Source organism: Treponema sp. R8-4-B8, assembly GCF_054786175.1.
The window spans coordinates 23,255-40,027 of the sequence record NZ_BDHE01000011.1 but is presented as its reverse complement, the minus strand read 5'-3'; the positions used below and the strand labels follow the sequence as shown (position 1 = coordinate 40,027).

At 44.7% G+C, this 16,773-nt stretch carries 14 protein-coding genes; 8 read left to right on the top strand and 6 right to left on the bottom strand.

The genetic code is table 11. From position 1 onward, the window contains the following. Window positions 1-178 precede the first annotated feature (178 nt). The 4 genes from ACYVRA_RS03530 to ACYVRA_RS03515 all read right to left on the bottom strand — a co-directional run bounded on the left by ACYVRA_RS03530 (window position 179) and on the right by ACYVRA_RS03515 (window position 2,892). Window positions 179-448, bottom strand: coding sequence for a hypothetical protein (locus ACYVRA_RS03530; RefSeq protein WP_461251368.1), 270 nt, complete (start codon window positions 446-448; stop codon window positions 179-181). Between the two features lie 23 nt (window positions 449-471). Then, window positions 472-1,407, bottom strand: coding sequence for an Rpn family recombination-promoting nuclease/putative transposase (locus ACYVRA_RS03525; protein WP_461251367.1), 936 nt, complete (start codon window positions 1,405-1,407; stop codon window positions 472-474). 295 nt (window positions 1,408-1,702) lie between these two features. Next, window positions 1,703-1,945 carry a hypothetical protein gene (locus ACYVRA_RS03520; RefSeq protein ID WP_461251366.1) on the bottom strand — a complete coding sequence of 81 codons (243 nt, stop codon included), beginning with the start codon at window positions 1,943-1,945 and terminating at the stop codon, window positions 1,703-1,705. A gap of 23 nt (window positions 1,946-1,968) precedes the next feature. Continuing rightward, complete coding sequence (locus ACYVRA_RS03515) at window positions 1,969-2,892, bottom strand: Rpn family recombination-promoting nuclease/putative transposase (RefSeq protein ID WP_461251365.1); 924 nt, start codon at window positions 2,890-2,892, stop codon at window positions 1,969-1,971. Window positions 2,893-3,274: 382 nt separating this feature from the next. Between ACYVRA_RS03515 and ACYVRA_RS03510 the strand changes: the two genes are divergently transcribed. Together ACYVRA_RS03510 and ACYVRA_RS03505 are read left to right on the top strand one after the other, a co-directional pair. Then, a complete protein-coding gene (locus ACYVRA_RS03510) occupies window positions 3,275-4,138 on the top strand; it encodes an Rpn family recombination-promoting nuclease/putative transposase (protein WP_461251364.1) in 864 nt (287 codons plus the stop codon). A 381-nt stretch (window positions 4,139-4,519) separates the two neighbouring features. Continuing rightward, the gene (locus tag ACYVRA_RS03505) at window positions 4,520-6,322 is read left to right on the top strand and encodes a chitobiase/beta-hexosaminidase C-terminal domain-containing protein (RefSeq protein ID WP_461251363.1); all 1,803 of its coding nucleotides are present in this window, start codon (window positions 4,520-4,522) and stop codon (window positions 6,320-6,322) included. Between the two features lie 69 nt (window positions 6,323-6,391). On the opposite strand, the gene ACYVRA_RS03500 is transcribed toward ACYVRA_RS03505, so the two are convergent. Both ACYVRA_RS03500 and ACYVRA_RS03495 read right to left on the bottom strand, forming a co-directional pair. Next, the gene (locus ACYVRA_RS03500; protein ID WP_461251362.1) at window positions 6,392-7,231 is read right to left on the bottom strand and encodes a hypothetical protein; all 840 of its coding nucleotides are present in this window, start codon (window positions 7,229-7,231) and stop codon (window positions 6,392-6,394) included. Beyond that, a complete protein-coding gene (locus ACYVRA_RS03495; RefSeq protein ID WP_461251361.1) occupies window positions 7,179-7,376 on the bottom strand; it encodes a hypothetical protein in 198 nt (65 codons plus the stop codon). The genes ACYVRA_RS03500 and ACYVRA_RS03495 overlap by 53 nt, the downstream gene beginning before the upstream one ends. A gap of 226 nt (window positions 7,377-7,602) precedes the next feature. Between ACYVRA_RS03495 and ACYVRA_RS03490 the strand changes: the two genes are divergently transcribed. The 6 genes from ACYVRA_RS03490 to ACYVRA_RS03465 all read left to right on the top strand — a co-directional run bounded on the left by ACYVRA_RS03490 (window position 7,603) and on the right by ACYVRA_RS03465 (window position 16,768). Continuing rightward, window positions 7,603-8,424 (top strand): leucine-rich repeat domain-containing protein, encoded by an 822-nt coding sequence (locus tag ACYVRA_RS03490; protein WP_461251360.1) that lies wholly within the window; start codon window positions 7,603-7,605, stop codon window positions 8,422-8,424. A gap of 303 nt (window positions 8,425-8,727) precedes the next feature. Then, window positions 8,728-9,786, top strand: coding sequence for an L-threonylcarbamoyladenylate synthase (locus ACYVRA_RS03485; protein WP_461251359.1), 1,059 nt, complete (start codon window positions 8,728-8,730; stop codon window positions 9,784-9,786). A gap of 105 nt (window positions 9,787-9,891) precedes the next feature. Continuing rightward, a complete protein-coding gene (locus ACYVRA_RS03480) occupies window positions 9,892-13,500 on the top strand; it encodes a vitamin B12-dependent ribonucleotide reductase (protein ID WP_461251358.1) in 3,609 nt (1,202 codons plus the stop codon). A 70-nt stretch (window positions 13,501-13,570) separates the two neighbouring features. Beyond that, a complete protein-coding gene (locus ACYVRA_RS03475; protein ID WP_461251357.1) occupies window positions 13,571-14,200 on the top strand; it encodes an adenylate kinase in 630 nt (209 codons plus the stop codon). A gap of 327 nt (window positions 14,201-14,527) precedes the next feature. After that, on the top strand, window positions 14,528-15,109 hold the full coding sequence (locus ACYVRA_RS03470) for a helix-turn-helix domain-containing protein (RefSeq protein ID WP_461251356.1): 582 nt from the start codon (window positions 14,528-14,530) through the stop codon (window positions 15,107-15,109). A gap of 12 nt (window positions 15,110-15,121) precedes the next feature. Continuing rightward, window positions 15,122-16,768 (top strand): AMP-binding protein, encoded by a 1,647-nt coding sequence (locus ACYVRA_RS03465; protein WP_461251355.1) that lies wholly within the window; start codon window positions 15,122-15,124, stop codon window positions 16,766-16,768. Window positions 16,769-16,773: the final 5 nt, after the last annotated feature.

Below are 16,773 nucleotides of genomic sequence, written 5' to 3'. Positions count from 1 at the left end.
CCGTAATTAAAGAAAGCCGTCCGTAAGGACGGTTTTCTTTTTTTTGCGGCGTTTGGCAAAGAGGGGGTTTTTGTCCTAAGACTGCGCGCGGGATTCACGACTAGATTGCGGACGCAAACTGCCTCTTCTCCTTTGTGATCTTTGTCTCTTAGTGTTCTTAGTGTGAGGTTTTGGCGGATTATCTCCTAAGCCGTTTTATTGCATCAAGAGATAACCCTGTAATATCTTGCACAAATTCTGGCGTTGAACCTTTTACAAGCAAATTTTTCGCGATTACTAGTTTTTCCTCATTACGGCCTCTTTTACGTTCTCTAAGACCAACTTTAAGAACTTCACGCTGGGCGGTTACCACTTCATCTTGATAATCCATATCGCATTTTATCCGATATGACTCCCGTATGTAATCCAATTCCCTCTGCGTGAAACCCTTCATCGTTTTTACCGCCATCGCTATGCCTTCTTTCCGTTTGATTATTTCAAATTTATTCCTTTAATTTTCTCCAAAGAGAGTCCCGTTATTTCATGAACAAATTCAAAGGAAGAACCTTTTACAAGCAAATTTTTAGCGATTACTAGCTTTTGTTCTTCACGTCCTTCTCTGCGGCCATCTTTAAGAGCTTTTCTCTGCGCGGTAACCACTTCGTCCTGATAATCCATATCGCATTTTATCCGATAAGATTCGCGTATGTAATCCAATTCTTTCTGCGTGAAGCCTTTCATTGTTTTTACCGCCATCGCTATGCCCTCCTCCCTATTGATTATATCAACAATTTTAGACCTTTTTCCGGTATCTGTCAAATATTGGAAAAATACCGCCCACAGTTCCGCGTTTGTCATCTTTTCAATCGGTTTCTCGGCTATGGGTTTTGTCTTTTCAAGTTCAACGGTTATTATTCTGGTCTTTCCACCCAAAGAAACTCGGGTCTTTGGATCATAGTAAATAAAATCATGAATAAGGTCTTTGTCAGGAAAAAATTTTTTCTTCGCTAAAATGGCGATTTGATATGTCTTTTTCAAATCGGTATAATTTTTGCATTTTCCATGAAGCTCCTGCCCAGCGAAAAGCCTCGCGGCGTGGTACTCAAGGCGCACATGCTCGTTTGCCTTTGGGTTAAAGGACATTTCGACGTTTATCGGCTCGCCTTTTTGGGTTTTGCAGGCGATGTCGAAGCGCAGATACCGCTGTCTGAAATCGCTCACCGGCGGTTCGTTGGCTGTGATTGTCCCCACTTTGATAACGCTGCCTATAAGCGCGGAAATCAGATCGGACAGCGCGGCTCTTGAATTAGCGGTGTCCCTTGTGAATACGGCTTTGAACACCGGGTCGTGGCGGATGTCATAGACTTGCGTCCCGCCATCGAAAGGGAATGGCCCCCACTCGTACTGGGTGGGATTTTGATTTTTCATTTGTGCTCCTTAACAACAAAATTGTTGTCGCCTATATATGGCGTGCAGATGCGTGGCGCTTGACCGTTTTTGAAAATTTTTCGGAAATTTTTCACACAAAGGGAGAATAGGGAAGAGATTCTCACAAAGAGCACTAAGAAAGAAAAGATCACGAAGAAGAAGGAGGGAAGTGGGGGTTTTTGCTCGAAGGCTAAGCGGGGGCTTTACGATAGGATAACGGACATAAACCATTTTCCCCCTTTGTGATCTTTGTCTCTTTGTGTTCTTTGTGTGAGTTTCTTTTGGAAAAAATTCCTCACAATTTAGCGATAATATCAGGTGATAGCCCAGTATACTTATTGATCTTAGATACAGGCATATTGTCAGCTTTCATTCTTCTGGCATTTTCTAGTTTCTCTTCTCTGCGGCCAGCTCTACGGGCTTTTCTCTGCGCGGTTACCACTTCATCCTGATAGTCCATATCACACTTTATCCGATATGATTCGCGTATGTAATCCAATTCCCTCTGCGTGAAGCCCTTCATCGTTTTTACCGCCATCGCTATGCCCTCCTCTTTATTGATTATATCAATTTTAATTCTTTAATTTTCTCTAAAGAGAGTCCTGTTATACGATGCACAAATTCGGGCGTCGAACCTTCTAAAAGCAAATTTTTCGCGATTACTAGTTTTTCTTTTTTGCGTCCCTCTTTAAGGGCTTTTCTCTGCGCGGTTACCACTTCGTCCTGATAGTCCATATCGCACTTTATCCGATAAGATTCGCGTATGTAATCCAATTCTTTCTGCGTGAATCCTTTCATCGTTTTTACCGCCATCGCTATGCCCTCCTCCCTATTGATTATATCAACAATTTTAGACCTTTTTCCGGTATCTGTCAAATATTGGAAAAATACCGCCCACAGTTCCGCGTTTGTCATCTTTTCAATCGGTTTCTCGGCTATGGGTTTTGTCTTTTCAAGTTCAACGGTTATTATTCTGGTCTTTCCACCCAAAGAAACTCGGGTCTTTGGATCATAGTAAATAAAATCATGAATAAGGTCTTTGTCAGGAAAAAATTTTTTCTTCGCTAAAATGGCGATTTGATATGTCTTTTTCAAATCGGTATAATTTTTGCATTTTCCATGAAGCTCCTGCCCAGCGAAAAGCCTCGCGGCGTGGTACTCAAGGCGCACATGCTCGTTTGCCTTTGGGTTAAAGGACATTTCGACGTTTATCGGCTCGCCTTTTTGGGTTTTGCAGGCGATGTCGAAGCGCAGATACCGCTGTCTGAAATCGCTCACCGGCGGTTCGTTGGCTGTGATTGTCCCCACTTTGATAACGCTGCCTATAAGCGCGGAAATCAGATCGGACAGCGCGGCTCTTGAATTAGCGGTGTCCCTTGTGAATACGGCTTTGAACACCGGGTCGTGGCGGATGTCATAGACTTGCGTCCCGCCATCGAAAGGGAATGGCCCCCACTCGTACTGGGTGGGATTTTGATTTTTCATTTGTGCTCCTTAACAACAAAATTGTTGTCGCCTATATATGGCGCGCAGATGCGTGGCGCTTGACTGTTTTTGAAAAATTTTCGGAAAAATTTCTCACGAAGGGAGAATAGGGAAGAGATTCTCACAAAGAGCACTAAGAAAGAAAAGATCACGAAGAAGAAGGAGGGAAGTGGGGGTTTTTGCTCGAAGGCTAAGCGGGGGAAGTCCAATCTTCTCTTCCTCCGTGTAACTCCGTGTACTCCGTGGTTATTTTCTTCCTTCTTGGACATCTCCGAATGTGGTTCGTGGTAGGATAATTTCCCAAAAAAACTTCATTTTTCAGTCAAGCAAAACCGCCACCTCGCACCCATATAAGGGAAATTCTTTTTGAGGAGGCTCAATTATGAGTATCAACAAAAAATTTAAGAGCAGCGTTTTCTCCTTCATCTTCAGCAACCCTGACGTTTTAAGAGAACTCTACTGCGCCCTTGAGGGGATAACCCTCGACCGCGATGTCCCTGTCGTCATCAACACCCTTGAAGACATCCTGTACATGGACACTTATAACGACATTTCCTTCGAAATCGGAGGAAAACTGGTAGTCCTAATCGAACACCAGTCCAGCATAAACCCGAACATGGCATTACGCCTGTTAATGTACATAGGCCGCGTTTATGAAAAAATCATAGATGATAAGAAAATCTATTCATCGGCAACGCTCTCCATCCCAAGACCTGAGTTCTTCGTATTGTACAACGGCGTAGCCCCGTTCCCAGACGAGAAGATTGTAAAATTATCGGATTTGTTCATAAGTACGGAAGGCACAGAGTTTTCAAAAGTCAAGTTTCCCGCCATGGAACTGGAAGTGAGAGTAATAAACATTAACGCGGGAAAGAACGAACAGATAGCGCAAAAATGCCAAACCTTAGCCCAGTACAGCGCGTTTATATCGAAGGTGAGGGAGTTTCTGAAAGAGGGTATGCCCTTAAAAGAAGCGATGAAAAAAGCAGTGCAATACTGCCGCGATCATGATATATTAAAAGAGTTAATGGAAAACCACGCCAAGGAGGTAATGAGTATGCTGACAACGAAATGGAACTGGGATACCGCGAAAGAGGTTTGGCAGGAAGAGGCTCGCGAGAAAGGCAGGGAAGAAGGCCGAGAAGAAGGTCGAGAAGAAGGCCGAGAAGAAGAACGAAAAGAAATCTTTAAACTTCTTAAGCAGGGATTATCAGTTGATGAAATAGAAGAAAGGTTGAAAAAATAATGGGTTTTCTAACAGCAAAATGGAACTGGAACACCGCGAAAGAAGTCTGGCAGGAAGAGGTTCATTTAAACTTCGCGTTCTTCGAGGGCAAAGAAGAATTTTAAACCACGGAGAACACGGAGGAAGAAAAGATTTTCGTACCTAAACTCCGTGTACTCCGTGGTTATTTTCTTCCTTCCCTGTCCCTCATCGTATCCAGCGTAAGACTCATCTCATCTTTCCCCTTCCCTCAACGGTTAAATTCTTAATTTTTGGACAAATCTTCCAGCGTTCTTTGTGAGCGGTTTTTCTCACAAATATATTGAAAAAAAATAATTTTTAAGGTATATTATTGTTAATAAATCATTAATCACCGCCTAAAGGCGGAAATGGAGGAAAAAAATGAAAAGTAGAAAATTGTGGGTGGGAATACCGTTAATTATACTGGTATTCGCAGTCGTATTAGGAGTAGTGCTGACAAGTTGTGATCTGGGTATTGATGGCGATGGAGACCTGCTTCTTGGAGGATGGTATAAAACACAAGCAGCCGCAGACGCTGGCGGTACGGCACCTTACACATTTACAAATGATAGTAAACTGGCAGTTGTCTCAGGCAATACCACTGCCTACTATCAATATAGTGTTTCTGGAGGCAGCCTAACTATTAAGGATCAGAGCGGTAGTCAAACTTATGGATCAACAACTTTCACTGTTACCGAAACAGAATTGACTCTTGGACAAAAATGTGGTCCTCTTCAGCAACTAACATACTACAAGAAGGCAGTAAGCAGCGGTGGAAACCAAAATCAACCGTCAGATGATACAAAAGCGGCAATGCCTGATGCAAACCCGATAGGTGGAAACTACACTAGCACGCAAACTGTCACCCTTTCTACTGATACGAATGGAGCGGACATCTATTACACTACAACTGGCACTGATCCAACGCCAGCCAATGGAATAAAGTACACATCTGCCATTACCATAAGCGCAACAACTACATTAAAAGCTATTGCCATCAAAACTGGCTTGGATGACAGCGATATAATGACATATGTATATACTATTACTAGTGCTACGCCCATTACTGTGGCGCCGCCTACTGCAACACCGGCGGCAGGATCTTTCCCATCCACTCAAAATGTGACTGTAACCCTTACCGCTGAAACAGGCGCGGTCATCTATTATACTACAACCGACACTGCCCCAACGGCAACAACTGGTACTCCCTACACAAATCCCATTCCCATAGGCACGACAACTACGATAAAAGCTATAGCAGTTATAAACGGCACTTCAAGCACCGTATTTGAGGGAACATATACAATTACACCGCCAGTAGCCCCGCCAACACAAACGGCAATAACAGTTACCAGTGGCGAAAGTTCCGGCGCTAATACATTACGCGACGCTTTATCAAAAATTGCTAATAATGGTACAATTACAATTGATCCCTCGGTAACTGTAATTAATTTGGCAAGTCAGTTGACTATTGGAAGCAGCATAGCCGCAACTATCATAACTATTGAAGGAAACGGCGTGATTCTTCAACCAACATACAGCGCAACGGCAGAACAATCATTAATGCTAATCACAGCCGCTCATACCGTGAATATTAGACGTGTTCATTTTAAAAACGGCATAGATACTACTACCACTTCAGGAAATGGCGCCGCTATTTATAATAGCGGATCCCTTGATATAAATTCCTGTATATTTAATTATAATCGGGGAACTAAAGGCGGAGCTCTTTATAACAATGCTGGAAACGCGACCCTGAGAGGATGCACGTTCTACAATAACTCAGCTACAAATAGCGGTGGAGCGATTTATGTTAATGCCGGAACAGTTGCCTTTGTGGGAAACATATTCTACGGGAATACTGCTCCTGGGGCAAATAAAACTTCCGGACCTATAATATACAGAGCTGGTGGGACAGTAAGATCTGACGGCTACAATGTGTCTGATGTTGCGATTGGAACTGGAACTAGTCAAAGCGGGTGGGAGAAACAAACAACAGATAAAACGCTTACGGATCTAAGTATAAACGCATCGCCGTTTATTGATGCAACCAATTCCAATTTTACACCTATAATTAATACTGGTCTAAATAGTCTTATATCTTCGAAACCCACAAGCTTCCCAGATGTGGACTTTAAGGGTGCAACCAGAACATGGCCTGGATCGCCTGGTGCCGTGAAATAACAGCAAACAAACCGTAAAATAAAGAAAGCCGTCCGAAAGGGCGGTTTTCTTTTTGTGTTCTTCTCTTTCTTAGCGCTCTTTGTGTGAACTCTTCGGATCGTTTATTAAATGTGAATATTCATTTTTTAACAATAATTTATATCTGTATTCTATTTCATTGTAAATTTTGTTTCTTAATATTTTATATTTAAAAACATCGTAAATTTTATTTGTTAAAGGATTTTTTTTAAATGAATTATGCAGGGCAAAAACATCTTTTTCATTTTTAGTATCCAACGCTTTATTGTATAACAATATTGTTTTATTAATAATATTCAAATCATTCTTATAATTACTGTCTTTTTTCCTTTTTTTCATATCAAGGTTTTCTTCATTAAGTTCATTCCCATAAGCGCCGACAATATTTAATAAAATTAATTTTGATTTAAGAATATTTTTTGTATTAATATTAGGATTAATTTTAAAATTCTCAAGAGCTTCCGCGTCAGAAAGATCCTTTAACCTGTTTGTTGATTTTTTATTTATTATCAAATCTTCTTTTGAAATTACATTTATCTTAACATCATCTATTTCAATAATATTTTTTCTTTTGTAACAATCCTTTATATTTATACCGTCCGCGTTACTGATAACTTCTATGCGTAAAGGCGGGCTTCCTATAAACAAATATCCTTTTTCTTCTTTTAATATTTCAATATTAATAGGAGGAGATTTAAAATCATGAAAAACCTTTTCTAATTTTTTAAGGTTTGAATTATCAATAAAAACAAGAAAATCTATATCTTTTGTAGTTCTGGGATTACTGTAGTACCCTACAGCCCATCCGCCTAAAAGAAGATATTTTACGCCATTTAAATTAAGAAGATTTATGAATTCTTTGAATTCTTCCGGTAGTCGCATTCTTTCCATAAAAACACTCCCGTAAATACGTTATTGTTTCAAATTTTTCATTTCCAAGAACAAAAAGACAATATTCGCTGTCAATTATTTCAGCGTCATGCAATGTGCCGCAAAAAACTTCCCTTTTTTCCAACATTTTTATTATTTCTGCCAATTTAAATCTCCTTTTTTGTCAAGCGCGTATCAGCCTCATGTTATTTTAACATAACCTTTAGCGTAGGAAAAGTGGATAGTAGTTAGTGGATAGTTTGTTGTTAGTAAGCTAAGAGTGTTGGCAACAAGCTCATTTTACGGACAATAACGCTAATAACTATCCACTAATCACTAACCACTTCCTTTTCCCCTCTTGAATTGACATTAAGCGCAGTATTATAATTAATATGATGAAAAAAGCTTATTTTTTACTGTTTTTATTCCTCTCCGCGGTAGTTTTTGCCGACAGCGGGCTGCGAATAAAAGTTGAAGATAACAGTTCCGGGCTTACAATTACCGGCTCTACGGGCAGGGCGGATTCCCTGTCAATTCCTGAGACTATTGACGGCAAACAAGTTACCATGATAAGCGGCGGCGCTTTTATCGGGAAGGGGTTAAAAGATGTTACTATTCCCGATTCTGTAACCGTTATCGGGGATGGCGCGTTTTCTTTTAACAGGCTGGAAACCGTAACAATCGGGAATAATGTTACAAATATCGGCAGGGGGGCTTTTTCCGGCAACAAACTGGCTACCGTGACATTGGGTTCAAAAATCAGCGTTATCGGCAAGGGGGCTTTTTCCAACAATCTGTTGGAAGCCGTTACTTTGCCCGCCTCCGTAACGGTAATCGACGATTACGCGTTTTTTAACAATAAAATTAAAACAATTGACATACCGGCAAGCGTTACAACGATAGGGGAGGGTGCTTTTTCCGGCAATAAGTTTACCTCGATAGTGATTGGCAGCGGAGTAACAACCATTAGGGACGGCGCGTTTTACAATAATTTTATAACAAGCGTTACAATTCCGTCTTCTTTGCAAACTTTGGGCAATAAAGTTTTTGACATGCGTGAGCCGGACGGACGTATCAGGGGCAATGTAGTTTATACCGACGTTAGCGGAAATGTTCTGTATACGACCGCGAAGAATTTTGACGCCTTCTATTCCTCTAATGGCAAAAAACCCGGCAAGTATCTGTTAAGCGACGGCAATTGGAAGATGGAGTAATTATTTCCGAAATGCCTCACACAAAGAACACAAAGAGACAAAGATCACAAAGGGGGAGAAAGGTTTTTGTCCGTTATCTTATCGTGAAGCTCAAGCATAGCCCTCGGACAATAACTCCCTGATTCTTCTTTGTGATCTTCTCTTCCTTTGTGTTCTGCGCACTGTCGGCTGCCTAAAGGCCGCCTTGCTTTTATTTCAGACTGCGGCATTTATTGGTGCTACGTTGTGCGGCATTTTTCATCCACACGGTTATACCGTGCGGTTATTTAACGTGTGAGAAATATTTAGTATTATATTATTAACATGAATTGTTTTCCGGTTTCAGATGATTCTCTCAAAAGAGCGGCGCGAATTTTGCGTGAGGGGGGGCTTGTGGCGTTTCCTACGGAGACGGTTTATGGGCTTGGAGCGGACGCTTTTAACGCCTCGGCTGTCGCGAAAATTTTTGAGGTAAAAAACCGGCCTTACTTTGATCCGCTGATTATTCATATTGCCGCGCTTGATACTCTTGAAAAGGTCGCGGATTTTTCAGTATTGGGCAAAGAAACACGGCAGAAACTTTTTTTGCTGGCGGAGAATCTTTGGCCGGGGCCGCTTTCCATTGTTTTGCCTAAAAATAAAAGAATACCCGGAATTGCCACCGCGGGGCTGGAAACTGCGGCAATTCGCTTTCCCGATCATGAGGCGGCGCGGGAACTTATTTTACTTTCTTCGGGAGCGGTGGCGGCTCCTAGCGCTAACCCGTTCGGCTCTTTAAGCCCTACAAGAGCGGAACATGTGCGCGAAAAACTTGGCGATAGGGTAGATATGATCCTCGACGGCGGCCCCACCCGTATTGGGCTTGAATCTACCGTGATCGACATAACAGGCGGTACTGATGAATCACATCACGGCGAATATTCCAGTCCGTTAGGCGTAAAAATACTCAGGCCGGGCGGCACGCCGAAAGAGGCGATTGAAAAATTGATAGGCGCGGTTGAGGACGGATATCCTGTTACGAATGTTTCCAAAGGGCTTGCCTCTCCCGGGCAGTTAAAAAGCCATTACGCTCCCCATGCGCCGCTTGTCGCCTTTAATATAGAAGATATTGAAAAAATAGCGTATGAAAAAGATAGCGCGTTCATTTTTTTTGACGGTTTGGCCAGGGAAACATGGATTTCCGCCCAAAATCCGCCAAAATCGGCTGTTATTAGGGTTCTTTCCGAGACCGGGCAGGTTTTGGAGGCGGCTTCTCGCTTTTTTGACACTCTCCATGAGTTAGACAATGGTGAAATATTAAGAATATTTGTGCAATTAGCTCCTAAAAAGGGGCTTGGAAACGCAATAAACGACAGAATTTTCCACGCTTGCGCTAAAGAATAAAATTTATCTCTTTTCTCTTGCCACACCGCTTTATATGGTGTATACTCAAAAAAAACAACGCTATCTGTGTGGTCATACCGCGCTCGATATAAAAAGGATTTGGGGATGAAAGTTCAACGTTTTTTCACTGACTGCGAAAGCGGTCCCTATTTTGATATTGTTTGGGAACGGCGCAAAAGCGAAATCAGGAATCCGAATGGAAAACCGATTTTTTCTGAGGACACTGTAATTGTTCCGGCGTTCTGGAGTCAAATTGCCGCGGATATTATCGCGCAAAAATATTTCCGCAAAGCCGGAGTGCCGAAAAATAAAATCTACGAATGGAAAAAGTGGGCAAAGGGGGGGAATAATTCCGAGGATCCGGGAAATACCCTGCCCGAAGACAGCGCGGAACATGACGCGCGTCAGGTTTTTCACCGCCTTGCCTACACATGGCTTGAATGGGGCAGGCAGAATAACTACTTTGAAAATCAGGAAGACGAAAAGGCTTTTTACGACGAGACCTGCTATATGCTCGCCCATCAATACGCCGCGCCTAACAGCCCCCAATGGTTCAACACCGGTTTGTATTCCGTGTATGGGATCGACGGTCCGGCGCAGGGGCATTACTATTTTGACCCAGCGCAGGGAAAAGTTGTCAAGTCTGAAAGCGCCTATAAACGCCCCCAGCCCCACGCTTGTTTTATTCTTTCCATAGATGACAACCTTGTAAACGAGGGCGGTATTATGGACCTTATGACCCGTGAGGCCAGATTGTTTAAGTACGGTTCGGGAACGGGTTCTAATTTTTCCCGCATCAGGGGAGTGAACGAAATTCTTTCAGGCGGCGGGGTTTCATCGGGGCTTTTGTCGTTTTTAAAAATCGGCGACAGGTCGGCGTCGGCAATTAAGTCGGGAGGCACGACTAGACGCGCCGCCAAGATGGTTACGCTGGATATCGACCATCCCGACGTGGAAAAGTACATAAATTGGAAAGCGGCGGAAGAGCATAAAGTCGCCTCCATGGTAACCGGTTCTTTGATACTGAAAAAACATATCGACGCGATTAAGAGGGCTTTGTCGGGCTTTAGGGGGCCCGAAGACGATAAATTTAATACCGAGAAAAATCACGAGCTTGCGATGGTTTTAAGGGCGGCGTTAGGTGATAAAATACCGCCGTCCTACCTGTACCAGCAGTTGCGCCGCCTTGAGCAGGGCGATGAAGAAGTCGATGTTTCCCAGTACTCCACCGCCTGGGACGATGAGGCTTATAATACCGTTTCCGGGCAGAGTTCCAACAACAGCCTGCGCCTTAGCGATGATTTTATGAAGGCAGTGCTAAATGACGAAGACTGGCAATTAAAAAGCCGCACTGTGGGAGATACGGTTAAAATTGTAAAAGCGCGAAAGCTTTGGTCTGATATAGCGAAAACAAGCTGGCAGTGCGCCGACCCCGGCCTTCAATACCACACTACGATTAACGACTGGCACACTTGCCCCGCGGGCGGCGAGATACGCGCCTCCAATCCGTGTTCGGAATACATGTTCCTTGACGATACCGCCTGCAATCTCGCGTCGATAAACCTCGCCGCGTTATACGATAAAAGAAAAAAAGAATTTAATGTTGACGGATACCTCCACGCGATTGACATCTGGACTACCGTTCTTGAAATTTCCGTAGTAATGGCGCAGTTTCCGTCTTTACGCATAGCGGAGCTTTCCTATCAATACCGCACTTTGGGCTTAGGTTACGCCAACCTTGGAACGCTCCTTATGATTATGGGGCTTGCCTACGATTCTGATCAGGGCAGATCGGTAGCGGCGGCTCTTTCCGCGCTTCTTTCAGGCGAAGCGTACGCGCAATCCGCCCGCATGGCGGCTGAGCACGGCTCTTTCGCGCGTTACGGTGAAAACGCGGAGAATATGTTGCGCGTTATCCGCAACCACAGGCGGGCGGCCAACAACGCCGTTGACGGCGAGTATGAGGGTCTCCACACGATTCCCAGGGGAATAGATCCCGCCCATTGCCCGGCTTATCTTTTAAACGCGGCAAAATCCGCGTGGGACAGGGCGCTTGATTTGGGCAAGGCTCACGGATACCGCAACGCGCAGGTTACCGCAATCGCGCCAACCGGCACAATCGGCCTTTTAATGGACTGCGACACCACGGGCATTGAGCCTGATTTCGCCCTTGTTAAATTTAAAAAGCTTGCGGGCGGCGGCTATTTTAAAATTATCAATCAGTCAGTGCCTCCCGCCCTTGAAAATTTAGGCTATTCGCCACAGGCTATCGAAGAAATTGTCGCCTACGCCACCGGCAGAAAAACTTTAAAAGGCGCCCCCGCGATCAGCCATGAGATTCTTAAAACAAAAGGTTTTACAAACGACGCTCTTGCCGCGATTGAAGACGCGTTAAAAACAGCTCTTAATCTTGACGGCGTTTTTAATCCCTATATACTTGGCAAATCGTTTGTCGAGGAAACTCTTAACGTTCCTGAGTCAACGTGGTCTCTCCAGGGGTTCAGTCTTCTTAAACACATCGGTTTCAGCTCTCAGGACATTGAAGACGCTGAATTGTTCGCCTGCGGCACAATGGGTCTTGAAGGCGCTCCCGGCCTTAAAAAAGATCACTATGCCGTGTTTGACACGGCGGCTCCTTCCGGCAGGAAGGGGAAACGCTCCATATCATGGACAGCCCATATCGGCATGATGGCGGCGGTCCAGCCCTTCATTTCCGGAGCGATTTCCAAAACTATAAACATGCCCAATTCCGCCGATTACGACGACGTAAAAGGCGCATATATGCTCTCGTGGAAAAACGCCCTTAAAGCCGTCGCCCTTTACAGGGACGGCTCCAAACTTTCACAGCCCCTTAACACTTTCGCCCCGGGAACCGATCCGTTAGCTGACACTATCCTTAAAGTTGAAAAAGGCTTGGAGCTTCCCGCCTCTGCTCCCGATAAAAGAAAATCGGCGAGTCTGCGGGGGCTTCGCAAATCTTTGCCTAACCGCAGAATGGGTTACACTCAAAAAGCGAAAATCGGCGGTCATTCGATTTTTATCAGAACCGGCGAATATGAAGACGGCAGTCTTGGGGAAATTTTCCTTGACATGCACAAGGAAGGCGCCGCGTTTAGAAGCCTGTTAAACAGTTTTGCCATTACCGTTTCTCTAGGATTGCAATACGGAGTCCCCTTGGAAGAATATGTTGACGCGTTCACCTTCAGCAGATTTGAGCCAAACGGCATGGTGCAGGGGCACGATTATGTAAAGATGGCGACAAGCGTAATCGACTATGTTTTCCGCGATCTTGCGATTAGCTATTTGAAGCGCAGCGATTTGGGGCAGGTAAAGCCCGAAGACCTTGTCGCCACCGCGATGAAAAGCGAAACGGAAACGCCGGATCAAAAAAATCGAGGCGAAAAAAACAGCGCTGGTTTCAGGCCAAACAGCGTCACGGTTCCGGCGGTTAAGCCCGTAAAACAACTGCCGCAAGGCAACTTGGGAAACGCTCCCAAGGGATTATCAGCGTTTTCGTCCGCCGCCCAGCCTCAGACGCAAGTCGCCGTAATGGAAGGCTCTTATCCTCAGGAAAACGAAGTGATAAAAATCGTTCAGGCGCGCATAAAGGGTTATGAGGGAGATCCGTGCTCTTCATGCGGTTCATTTACGTTGGTTAGAAACGGAACTTGTATGAAGTGCGACACCTGCGGCAGCACCACGGGCTGTTCCTGAAAATAGAGTTATTAGGAAACTTCAATTTTTGAATAGCTTCCTTATAAAAAATATATTTATGGAGTAAATTATGAATTTGATTTTTTTAGGCCCTCCCGGCGCCGGCAAGGGAACATTGGCCGTCAGAGCCATAGAAATTCTTGGCATTCCTCAGATAAGCACCGGTTCAATTTTTCGCGCGGCGATAGCGGACGGGACTCCGCTTGGCTTAAAAGTTAAATCAATCATTGATTCGGGAAAACTTGTAGACGATGAAACGACAATCGCGCTTGTAAAAGAGCGGCTTACCAAAGACGACGTAAAAAAAGGATATATATTGGACGGCTTCCCCCGGACAATCCCTCAGGCGGAAGCGTTAGCTGATTTTTCAAAAGTAGACAAGGTTATCAACTTTGACATTCCCGATTCGGGAGTGCTTGAGCGTCTTGGAGGGCGGAGGGTATGCCGCAAATGCGGATACAATTTTCACGCGGTTTTTAACAAGCCAAAAAAAGAAGGAGTTTGCGATTACTGCGGCGGAGAGGTGTACATCCGTGACGACGACAAACCTGAAGCCGTTCAAAAGCGCCTTGAAGTTTACCGCGCCCAAACCGCCCCATTGATTGATTATTACCGTAAAAAAGGCATTCTACTGGACATAGACGCAAGCCCAATGATAGACGAAATAGTCGTAAATTTTAAAAAAGCGCTGGGACTCTGAAACAACTAAACCTTACAATACATTATTCTCAAATTATCTCTCGCAAAGGCGCAAAGGACGCAAAGTTCCTGTCCTATAACCCCTTGTTAATCAATATATAAGTTTGACTACAAATCTTGAAAGAAAAACGACGATCCTACGAACAACAACTTTGCGCCCTTTGCGTCTCCGCGCCTTTGCGTGAACCTCTTCTCCGATGTTTTTCTACAGTCTCCTGCGCCTTTGCGTGAGGTCTTCTTTGTGAATATTTAACTGTTATAGACTACTGGGGATATAAACAGCGTACGCTCACTTGCAAAAGACGACAAAAAAAAATAAGATGTCAGTATGGAAACACATACACCGGGCGAGCGTATCGCCGAAATACGCAAAACTTATTCTGTCAGCAGGGAAGACCTTGCTGAACGCAGCGGCGTATCAGTTGAACTGATCTCAAGAATAGAAGACGACGGGCATATTCCAGACCTTGCGCCGTTAATTAAGATTTCCAGGGGGCTAGGCGTCCGCCTAGGCACGCTTCTTGACGACCATGAAAAACTTGGCCCTATTATTTGCAGGGTGGGGGAAGCCGCTTCCTCAAGCCGTTTTAAAACCGGTTTGCCTGACGGATCTGCGGCTGGCGGGCATCATGGCCTAAACTTTAACGCGCTTGCCGCTGATAAAAGCGGACGCCACATGGAGCCGTTTATAGTAACAATCGAGGCCGACGCTCATCAGGAAAAATCATCCCATGAAGGCGAAGAATTTATCTATGTAATGGAAGGGAAAATGGCGTTTGAATACGGCACTAGAAAAGATACATTAAACGCGGGGGATTCCGTTTATTACGATTCTATTGTGCCTCATTGCGTATATTCCGCGGATAAAAAGGCGGTAAAAATACTGGCTGTAATTTATACGCCGGCTTAAGAGGACTCCATTATGGAATTTATAGAAAAGACTCTTACTCAAGTTTTAAAAGATAAGACTGCAGCGCACCCAGATCACGATTTTCTTGTCTATTCGGACCGCAATCTCCGTTTTACTTATGCGGAATTTGATAAAAGGGTGGACGACTTCGCGAAAGGATTGCTCTCCATCGGCGTAAAAAAAGGCGATAATGTCGGCATTTGGGCGACAAACGTCCCTGATTGGAACACCGTGCTTTTCGCCTGCGCCAGAATCGGCGCCGTTCTTGTCACCGTAAACACCGGCTACAAAACCCATGAGCTTGAGTATGTGCTTAAACAATCCGACATGGTTTGCCTGTGCCTTACAAACGGCTGGCGCGATTCAGATTATATCGGAATGGTAAATGATCTTGTCCCTGAACTTAAAACGGCGCAAAGAGGGCAGGTTAATTCTCCCAGATTCCCGTTCTTAAAATATGTCGTGCATATAGGCCAGCAAAAACACAGGGGGATGTATACCTCAAGTGAAGTGCTGCTGTTAGGCCAGCATACCGATTCGGCGTTGTTAAGCGAAATTGAAAAAACGCTTGATACCAATGACGTTGTAAATATGCAGTACACTTCCGGCACAACCGGCTTCCCAAAGGGCGTGATGCTTACGCACAGAAACATTCTTAACAACGGGCTTGGCATTGGAGACAACCAGCGCCTTACGGAAAAAGACATAGTGTGCCTGCCAGTGCCGCTGTTCCACTGTTTCGGCTGTGTGCTTGGAATGATGGCGATCCTGACGCACGGCTCCACCGCCGCGATGATAGAGTGGTTCGATCCCCTGCTTGTGCTTGCTACAATTCAAAAGGAAAAATGCACCGCAGTTTACGGTGTGCCGACAATGTTTATCGCGGAACTTAACCATCCCATGTTCAAGATGTTCAATCTTTCCAGTTTGCGTACCGGCATTATGGCGGGTTCTCCCTGTCCGATTGAGGCGATGCGCCAGGTAATCGATCTTATGTACATGAAGGAAGTCACTATCTGTTACGGGCTGACTGAATCATCGCCCGTTATGACCCAGACGCGTTATGATGACGACATTACCGTGAAAGTGGAAACAGTAGGCCGCGCCCTGCCCGGCGTGGAAGTTACAATCCGTGACCCTGAAACGGGCGAAGAATGTCCCGACGGCGTACACGGGGAATTCTGCTGTAGGGGCTACAATTCAATGAAAGGCTACTACAAACTGCCAGAAGCGACCGCCCAATGTATCGACAAAAACGGATGGCTTCATTCGGGAGACAGGGGGGTTAAAGACGAGAACGGCAATTTTAGAGTGACAGGCCGCTTAAAAGACATGATAATCCGCGGAGGAGAAAACATTTCCCCCAAAGAAGTGGAGGACTTTTTGTACACAATGCCGGGCGTTAAGGACGTGCAGGTAGTAGGGGTTGCCAGTGAAAAATACGGCGAGGAAGTCGCCGCTTTTGTCATTCTTCACCCCGACGTGAAAATGAACGTGGAAGACGTGCGCGACTATTGCAGGGATAAAATAGGCAGGTATAAAATACCCAAATATGTGTTTTTTGTTGACAGTTACCCCCTTACATCAAGCGGAAAGATACAAAAATACCTATTACGCGAGATGGGAAATAAACTGGTTCAAGAACAGGCAAAAAGCTAGACTTT